The organism is Pseudoruegeria sp. SK021 (assembly GCF_002119405.1).
Classification (GTDB): domain Bacteria; phylum Pseudomonadota; class Alphaproteobacteria; order Rhodobacterales; family Rhodobacteraceae; genus Meridianimarinicoccus.
In genome coordinates this window covers 1-6,835 of the sequence record NZ_MTBG01000067.1, presented here as the reverse complement: position 1 = coordinate 6,835, position 6,835 = coordinate 1, and the positions used below count along the sequence as shown (strand labels likewise).

At 60.8% G+C, this 6,835-nt stretch carries 7 protein-coding genes and 3 pseudogenes; 4 read left to right on the top strand and 6 right to left on the bottom strand.

The features are described 5' to 3' along the window. Window positions 1-125 precede the first annotated feature (125 nt). The 4 genes and pseudogenes from BV911_RS18150 to BV911_RS20130 form a co-directional block, all read right to left on the bottom strand. Window positions 126-597: pseudogene (locus tag BV911_RS18150) on the bottom strand (transposase); the annotation flags it as partial. A 39-nt stretch (window positions 598-636) separates the two neighbouring features. Then, a complete protein-coding gene (locus BV911_RS20445) occupies window positions 637-933 on the bottom strand; it encodes an IS3 family transposase (RefSeq protein ID WP_371588347.1) in 297 nt (98 codons plus the stop codon). A 320-nt stretch (window positions 934-1,253) separates the two neighbouring features. Next, window positions 1,254-1,382 carry a transposase gene (locus BV911_RS20275; RefSeq protein ID WP_139840149.1) on the bottom strand — a complete coding sequence of 43 codons (129 nt, stop codon included), beginning with the start codon at window positions 1,380-1,382 and terminating at the stop codon, window positions 1,254-1,256. Window positions 1,383-1,581: 199 nt separating this feature from the next. Continuing rightward, window positions 1,582-1,881, bottom strand: a pseudogene (locus BV911_RS20130) (hypothetical protein); the annotation flags it as partial. Window positions 1,882-2,370: 489 nt separating this feature from the next. Here BV911_RS20130 and BV911_RS18130 point away from each other — a divergent pair. Beyond that, window positions 2,371-3,453, top strand: a complete 1,083-nt coding sequence (locus BV911_RS18130) for a hypothetical protein (RefSeq protein ID WP_086054976.1) — start codon at window positions 2,371-2,373, stop codon at window positions 3,451-3,453. A gap of 171 nt (window positions 3,454-3,624) precedes the next feature. Here BV911_RS18130 and BV911_RS18125 read toward each other — a convergent pair whose 3' ends face one another. Then, entirely contained in the window at window positions 3,625-3,945 is a 321-nt protein-coding gene (locus BV911_RS18125; protein ID WP_086054975.1) for an H-NS family nucleoid-associated regulatory protein, read from the bottom strand. A gap of 710 nt (window positions 3,946-4,655) precedes the next feature. Between BV911_RS18125 and BV911_RS18120 the strand changes: the two genes are divergently transcribed. The 3 genes from BV911_RS18120 to BV911_RS18110 all read left to right on the top strand — a co-directional run bounded on the left by BV911_RS18120 (window position 4,656) and on the right by BV911_RS18110 (window position 6,230). Next, window positions 4,656-5,624, top strand: a complete 969-nt coding sequence (locus tag BV911_RS18120) for a tyrosine-type recombinase/integrase (protein ID WP_086054974.1) — start codon at window positions 4,656-4,658, stop codon at window positions 5,622-5,624. Window positions 5,625-5,697: 73 nt separating this feature from the next. Then, window positions 5,698-5,940: a BrnT family toxin gene (locus tag BV911_RS18115; protein WP_086054973.1), complete on the top strand. Its 243-nt coding sequence runs from the start codon at window positions 5,698-5,700 to the stop codon at window positions 5,938-5,940. Then, entirely contained in the window at window positions 5,937-6,230 is a 294-nt protein-coding gene (locus tag BV911_RS18110) for a BrnA antitoxin family protein (protein ID WP_086054972.1), read from the top strand. Before BV911_RS18115 ends, BV911_RS18110 begins: the two co-directional genes overlap by 4 nt. Window positions 6,231-6,364: 134 nt before the next feature. On the opposite strand, the pseudogene BV911_RS18105 reads toward BV911_RS18110, so the two are convergent. Continuing rightward, a pseudogene (locus BV911_RS18105) lies at window positions 6,365-6,595 on the bottom strand (IS6 family transposase); the annotation flags it as partial. Window positions 6,596-6,835: the final 240 nt, after the last annotated feature.

The following is a 6,835-nucleotide window of genomic DNA, read 5'->3' as shown; positions in this document are numbered from 1 at the left end:
AAAGTTCCACAGAATACATCTCCCAGCCCTCAGCTTCCGCCTCGGGCATCAGAATGGCGGACTTTTAATCCGCGACGGTCAGGTAATCCGACCGTTTCTGTGGACCAGTTTGCCTCCGGGATTCACAGCCCTGCCGCGCTTGGACCAAGCAGGGCGGCCAGGGCTTCCTGGAAGTCGCCTGTGGAGATGCCTTTGAGGTTGAGGCGGAAAAGCGAGGCATCCAGTGGATGCATCGCCCGCCCGACGCTAGGGAAGCAGCTCCTCGATGGATTTGGCCTTGCGCAGGTAGGGCGGCAGGATCGACGACGTGAACCGGATCTTCTCGGCTTCCCCGCCACGGTCACGCACCCGAGGGACCTTCACGGCCACAGGGCCGATCCCGGTCATCACCTCCCGTTCCGGCAAATGACCATGCCGCACCAGTCGTGCCCGACCGTCTTCTGTGGTGTCGCCGGCATGGGCGTTAAGGAGTGCGGCCAATTCCGCCTCCACGGCCTGTTGGATCAGGTTGCGCGCACCCGACCGAAGAATCTCGGTCAGCGGATCGGGTGAAAATCCAGATGGATCAGGCAAGGCTGCGATGGTAGTCTTGGTCATACGGCATATCCCTTTCTCTGCGGAGAATTGACGGCGTCTTCAACACCGCCATGATATGCCGCCCTCCCGGGCCATCACCAACTTTTTGCTATTTCTCCACCAGACCTGGTTGGGCCGTGTGATATCCAAGTCCGCGAGAAGGTATGGATATATCTTGTGGGCCGGGTGCTTCTTGCTGGTCTTCGGCTCCTGATAGATCGGCACAAGGCGCATCAGCCTCATCAACCGACGCACACGGTGACGACCGCATTTATGCCCCTCTCGTTGCATATGACGAGCCATCTGCCGCGAGCCGTACCAAGGCGTTTCCAGGAATTGCCGGTCGATAATTTCCATGAATGCCAGGTTCTCGGCACTTTCCCCGCGTGGGCGATAGTACAGGCCGGAGCGGGTCGTTGGGCCGAAGGCGCACCTTTGGTGCAACGACAGCAGACGGCATTGTCGCCGCACGCTCAGATCGGGATGATCGTGCTTCACCGCTTTTTGCCTCCAGAGCCGAGAATGAGACTGGAGGCACTGGCCAAAAAAACCCGTTCCACGACCAGCTGGCCGATCTTGGCATGTAGCTGTCCGACCTCCTTTTCGGAGATCGTAGGCTCATCGGACGAGGCACCACCTTCGAACGCAGACGCCATATTCGCAATCGCAGCACGCTTTCAGCCGCTGATCATTGTTGGGTGAATGCCGTACTTCTTGGACAGCTCGGCCGTCGTCAGTTCCTCGCGGATGGCTTCCAGTGCCACCTTTGCCTTGAACTCCGCAGAATAGGGCTTTCGTTTCGTCATCTCAGGTCGGTCCTTAGTCAGTCGCTAAAGCTTAGCAACTGGTCCGAATTCTTGCGACCACCTCTCATTGCCATTTGTGGACAGCCCCTATTTTGCAAGAGTTTTCTCAGCAACTAAGGTCTATGGTTGTGTCGCAACTTTCTGGGATGCCGAAAGGTGCTTGAGTCCGGACATGATTAGTCCGACCTGAATAAGGCTGTCAGGCGGCGATTTTGTTGACCTGATCTGTTCGACCGGGCGCGATTTCCGCGTCAGCGATCGAGTAGATTCGACAGATCAGCCGGATTAAATGGCGCAAGACAGCCCTCAGGTGCCTGAGGATCATACGAATGTTTTGCCCGCAGCCGCAGAGCACAGCGAAAATGGCGTCACCTTCGGTTCCTTTGAGCGGGCATCGGGTCAGCCGCCCGTCATTTTTCATGTGACCGATCATCGGCTCGATCGCACTGCGCCGTCGCAGGAGCTTCGCGATGGTTCTGGTGACGCCGCGCTTTGCGCCACTCTCTCCCGCCCGGCCTTTGTTCGTCGACCCTGGAACAAGCCCGCCGCTGGGCGTCGCGGCAACCCGGGCATCCGCGACAGGCGGCTTTGGTTTTTTCAGATGACAGTCCACAGAAAAGTTTCTGGAAAATTGTCCGCCAAGAACTGCGCCTGATCCCGGAGGACCTCCTCGGTCTCTCGCCGGCGTCAAAGAGGGGCACCTCAGTTGTGAGAAGAACCGGGGGTCTGTTGTGGGGCGTTGATTGAGGTACAGAAAATGACGCCCAGTCTTCAGCGCGCGTATGTGACCTTCACCGTTAGGGGACGCGTGCGGTCTGGCCAAAACAGTGGAGCCGACCGTCGCCCTTGATGCAGCTTACGGCAGATCGGAGCCCTATTCGACCGGTGCTTCCCATCCGTCGCATGTCTGATACTACGAAAAAAATGGAAGCCCCGGGCCAGCCGTTTCAGCCAGTCCAACCGCGCTCAAACTCAAGCAGGAACCGATATGAAAGCCGCTCGCCGTCCACAATTCTGGTACAAGCTGGCCATGTGGATCATGTCCATCGTCATTTGCTCTCTGTTCATCCAGTTGGGCGCATTGATTATGTCGGACGTCCCGACCGCTGGCAAACGCATCACGCAGATCGATTTCGTCGATACTATCCAGCTCGACGATGTCGACAGCCGCATCGACCGCAATGAAGTCGCCCTGCGCACCACGCAAAGGGACATCGAAGACGCGGAATTCGTGCTGTCCTCCCGCACGCTCGACTATCAAAATCAACGGGCATCCTTTGAAGACTGGATCAAAACTCGGACTGCTACCGCGGCCAACAGCCAAAATTCCGAGGTGGTCACGCGGGTCCAAGCCATAGAAGAGCTGAAAATTTCCGAACGCGATGCCCAGCGGGTGATTGAAGACCTACGTGTCACCGACCTGGCCCTGAGGCGCGCCCAGCAAGACCTTTTTGCCGAAAGAGCGGCCATTGAGGACGCCGCCATCGCGCCCTATCAAAAGGCTCATAGCCGCGAGGTCCTCAAGGTCTTTGGCCTGCGCCTAGCCCTCACGCTGCCGCTTTTGCTGCTATCAGCCTGGCTTGTTGCCAAAAAACGCGGTTCGCAATACTGGCCAGTCTACCGCGGCTTCGTGATCTTTGCGCTCTTCGCTTTCTTTATCGAACTTGTTCCTTATCTACCCTCCTATGGCGGCTACGTCCGCTATGTCATGGGCATCGTCCTGGCGCTGCTGTTTGCGTATTTCGCGATCAAGGGCATGAACCGCTACCTCGCCAAGAAGCAAGCCGAAGAAGAACGCCCCGAAACCGAAAAGCGCAACGCCATCGCCTATGAAACGGCGGTCAAGAATATCTCTGAAGGGATCTGCCCCAGCTGTGATCGCCAATTTGGCGCGGTGACATCACGCAAAGGCGAAAAGCCGGATGAGCCCCCAGTTGATTTCTGCGTGCACTGTGGGTTTTGCCTGTTCGACCGATGCGCAAAGTGCAACACGCGCGAAAACTCGTTTTTCAAATTCTGCGGGTCTTGCGGAACCCGATCGGATAACCACGCGGCTGTCCGCACAGGCTGATACAGTATGATATGAGCGGGCGTCGTTTGTCGGATTGGTGAGGTTCGAACCGTCCGCGCTGTGTGAGGTCAGCCCTTGGCGCAGCGAACGGTCGGCCCTGCACCTCGAGCGGCGATAACGATGGGTCTGACCTGGACATAGCCCCACACCAGACCCCCAGGGGATCAAGCGCTATTTGGCGATCAGGAACGTTTCTAGGGTCGTCCCGGCCGCAAGCGCCTCCTTGATCCAGGCAGGGCGCCGACCACGCCCACTCCACGTCAGTTCTGGGTTCTCTGGATGGCAATACCTCGGTGGGATCACGGCCTTCGGTGCCTTCCGCTGTCTGGTCAGTTCGGCCAGGGTAAAGCCCATCTCTTTGGCCTTGGCCTCGACGGCAGCCAGGGCGTCCTGTCGCCTGCGGGTCTCAAAGCTGTCAATTGCCTCTGTCACGTCCTTCTGGAGCGTCTTCAGCTCGTCCAAGGATCGGTTGCTTAAGTTGATGTCTGCCATGGTCTTATCAGCCTCACGATACGATGCCGGCACAGTAGAGGCTATGATCTGGGAGCGCTACATCTGGTGTGGCACGATTGCATCCAACCGGAAATGTCCGGTGCCGTGCAACTTGGAAATGTCACCCTTAGAGGGCTGGGCTGGGCCGAGACCTCAGATATCGGCGGCGCTGAACAGCCCTGCAGGCGCGGGTAGTCGGCGGCGGTTGCGGAGGTCGCCGCCTTGTCTTTGGCGCGTCGGATCCGCTTGGACTTCCAGCCTGTCGGTGTTGCAATACCGTCCAGATCGGCGCGTCTTGGCGGCAGGCTCCGTCCGCCGTGTCGCCTGCCAGCTGAGACGGCGGCCCTTGCGGTCTCCGCGTCTCTGGGGTCCCGACCGGCCGAGCGGGCCGGTTCGGCCTCAGGGGTCCACAGTCATCCACCCCCCTCGGCCGGGCGGACCACACCCGTCTCCACCCGGGGCGCGCTCCCGGCCGGGCTGACGAAAACCGCCGGCCGGGCGGCGCTGCCTCCGCAGCCCGACCGGTCCGGGCGAGCTCGGGTGGTATCGGATAAGACGGGTTATCGGATACGACTGGGCAGGGCGCGGGGCCCGGGGAGAGACGGCATGGTGACACTGAGAGACCGGATGCAGGCGCATCTGGGGCCGGACGGGCGGGAGACCTTGCCCGCGCTCTGGTTCGACGGCGCGATGTCGGCAACGGGCCGAACATGATCCCGGCCCCACGAGAGGCACGCGCCCGCCCGGGCCACCTGCCGGCGGTTATCGCGGCAACCGGCCCTGAGGCCGAGGAGCGGTTCCGGGAGTTCTTCAGCGTCCCGATCCGCAACCTGCACACCCGGCGAGCCTATGGTCGGGCTGTAGCGGACTTCTGCGCCGCCGTGGAGGACTGGGGCGTGCATCACCTTGCCGCCCTGCGGCCCGTGCATGTGGCCGCCCATATCGAGGCGCTGGGGCGCGGCCATGCCCCGGCTACGGGTAAGCAACGGCTGGCGGCGATCCGGGCGTTTCTCGACTGGATGGTGCTTGGCCAGGTGATCCCGATCAATCCGGCCGCCTCGGTGCGCGGGCCGCGCCATCTTGTCCGCCGTGGCAGCACGCCGGTCCTGCCGCGCGACGACGCTCGGCATCTGCTTGAGGGCATCCGCGCCGATACCGTGGTGGGATTGCGCGACCGGGCCCTGATTGGGCTGATGATCTATTCCTTCGCCCGGGTCGGGGCGGCGGTGGCGATGCGGGTCGCGGATTTTCGACCGCAGGGGCGGCGCTGGTCGGTTCGGTTGCACGAGAAAGGCAGCGTCCAGCATGAGGTTCCGGCGCATCATACTCTGGAGGCTTGGGTGCTGGATTATATCGACGCGGCCGGGATCGGCGAGGACCGGACCGGCTGGCTGTTCCGGTCTGCCGAGGGCCGGACCGGGCGGCTGACCGAGCGGCCGCTCCTGGCGCGCAACGCGCTGCATATGCTGCGACGTCGGGCCAGCGAGGCCGGGATCGCCGTGCCGGGGCTTTGCAACCACTCGCTGCGCGCCACCGGCATCACCACCTACATGGCTGCCGGCGGCAGCCTCGAGACCGCTCAGGCCATCGCCGGCCATGCCAGCCCGCGAACCACGCAGCTCTATGACCGGTCCGGCGACCGGGTCACGCTGGACGAGATTGAGCGGATTATTCTGTAGCGAAATTTTTTAATAGCGGCTCTATGTTTTTGTAGATACAAAAACTATATTGATGCTGTAGGGTACACGTAGGATGATTGTCTGGGACGCGCCGAAAAGGCAGACCAACCTCGCCAAGCACGGGCTCGATTTTGCCGACCTAGACGAGACGTTTTTCCTGTCGTCTCTCGTCGTCCCGGTGAAGGCGAACCGCCACATGGCGATCGGGCGGCTGGCAGATGGAACGATCGCAGTCGTCTTCGCCATCCTTGGAACCGAGGGCGTCTCGGTGATCTCGATGCGACCGGCCAGCCGAAAAGAAAGGGACCTGCTATGACCAAGAAGCCGCTCAGCGAAGCCCAGATTCAGGCGATGATCGCCAGCGACCCGGACGCACCGGAGGCCAATGACGCTCAGCTTGCCGAAGCCAAGGCCTTCGCCGAGGCCTTCCCGGCTCTGGCCGAGACCATGCGCAAGAATGTCGGCGGACGCCCGAAGGCCGAGAAACCGAAGGTCGCGGTCTCCCTGCGTCTCGATCCTGAGGTCGTGTCCCGGTTCAAGGCGCAAGGACCCGGTTGGCAGACCCGCATGAATGAGGCTCTACGGCAGGCCGCTGGGCTGGGCTGAACGCTGTGAGAAACTTGGCAGATCGGTCCTTCGTCAGTCGCTAAAGCTTAGCAACTGGTCCGAGTTCTGGCGACCACCTCTCTCGTCATAGGTGCCAATTAGCAGTGCCAAAACCATGCCAAATAGCGATGCCGGTCACAGCGCCAGGATTTGCTGGTTGGTGATTTGCGCCGCTGGGCCTCGGCGGCTACCATTGGCGCGAATTTCACGACCCATCGGCTCAGAGACGCGTGGTCCACATCCACGCCGCGCTCGGCCATGATCTCCTCCAGATCGCGATAGGACACGCCATAGCGGGCGTGGAAGAACACGGCGAAAAGGATCATGTCTTTTGGATAATGTACGCCTTTGAAATCAATCGCCACGTCCGGGTCCCCGTCTGCAATATCAACCGGAGCCGACTATCACAGGCGGCGCGACAGGCCACACCGGCTCAAAAGTTTGCGACAGAACCAGGGGATGTCCATTCCATCAGAACGAGATATGGGCGAAAGTTGGTGACGCCTGATCAGGCGGCTGTTTGAAGTTGGCGGAGTCCGTCGCGGAACTCAATCCCCTGGATGATTTCAGGCATTCGATTTTGACCGTCGAGTTTGCGCCATTTC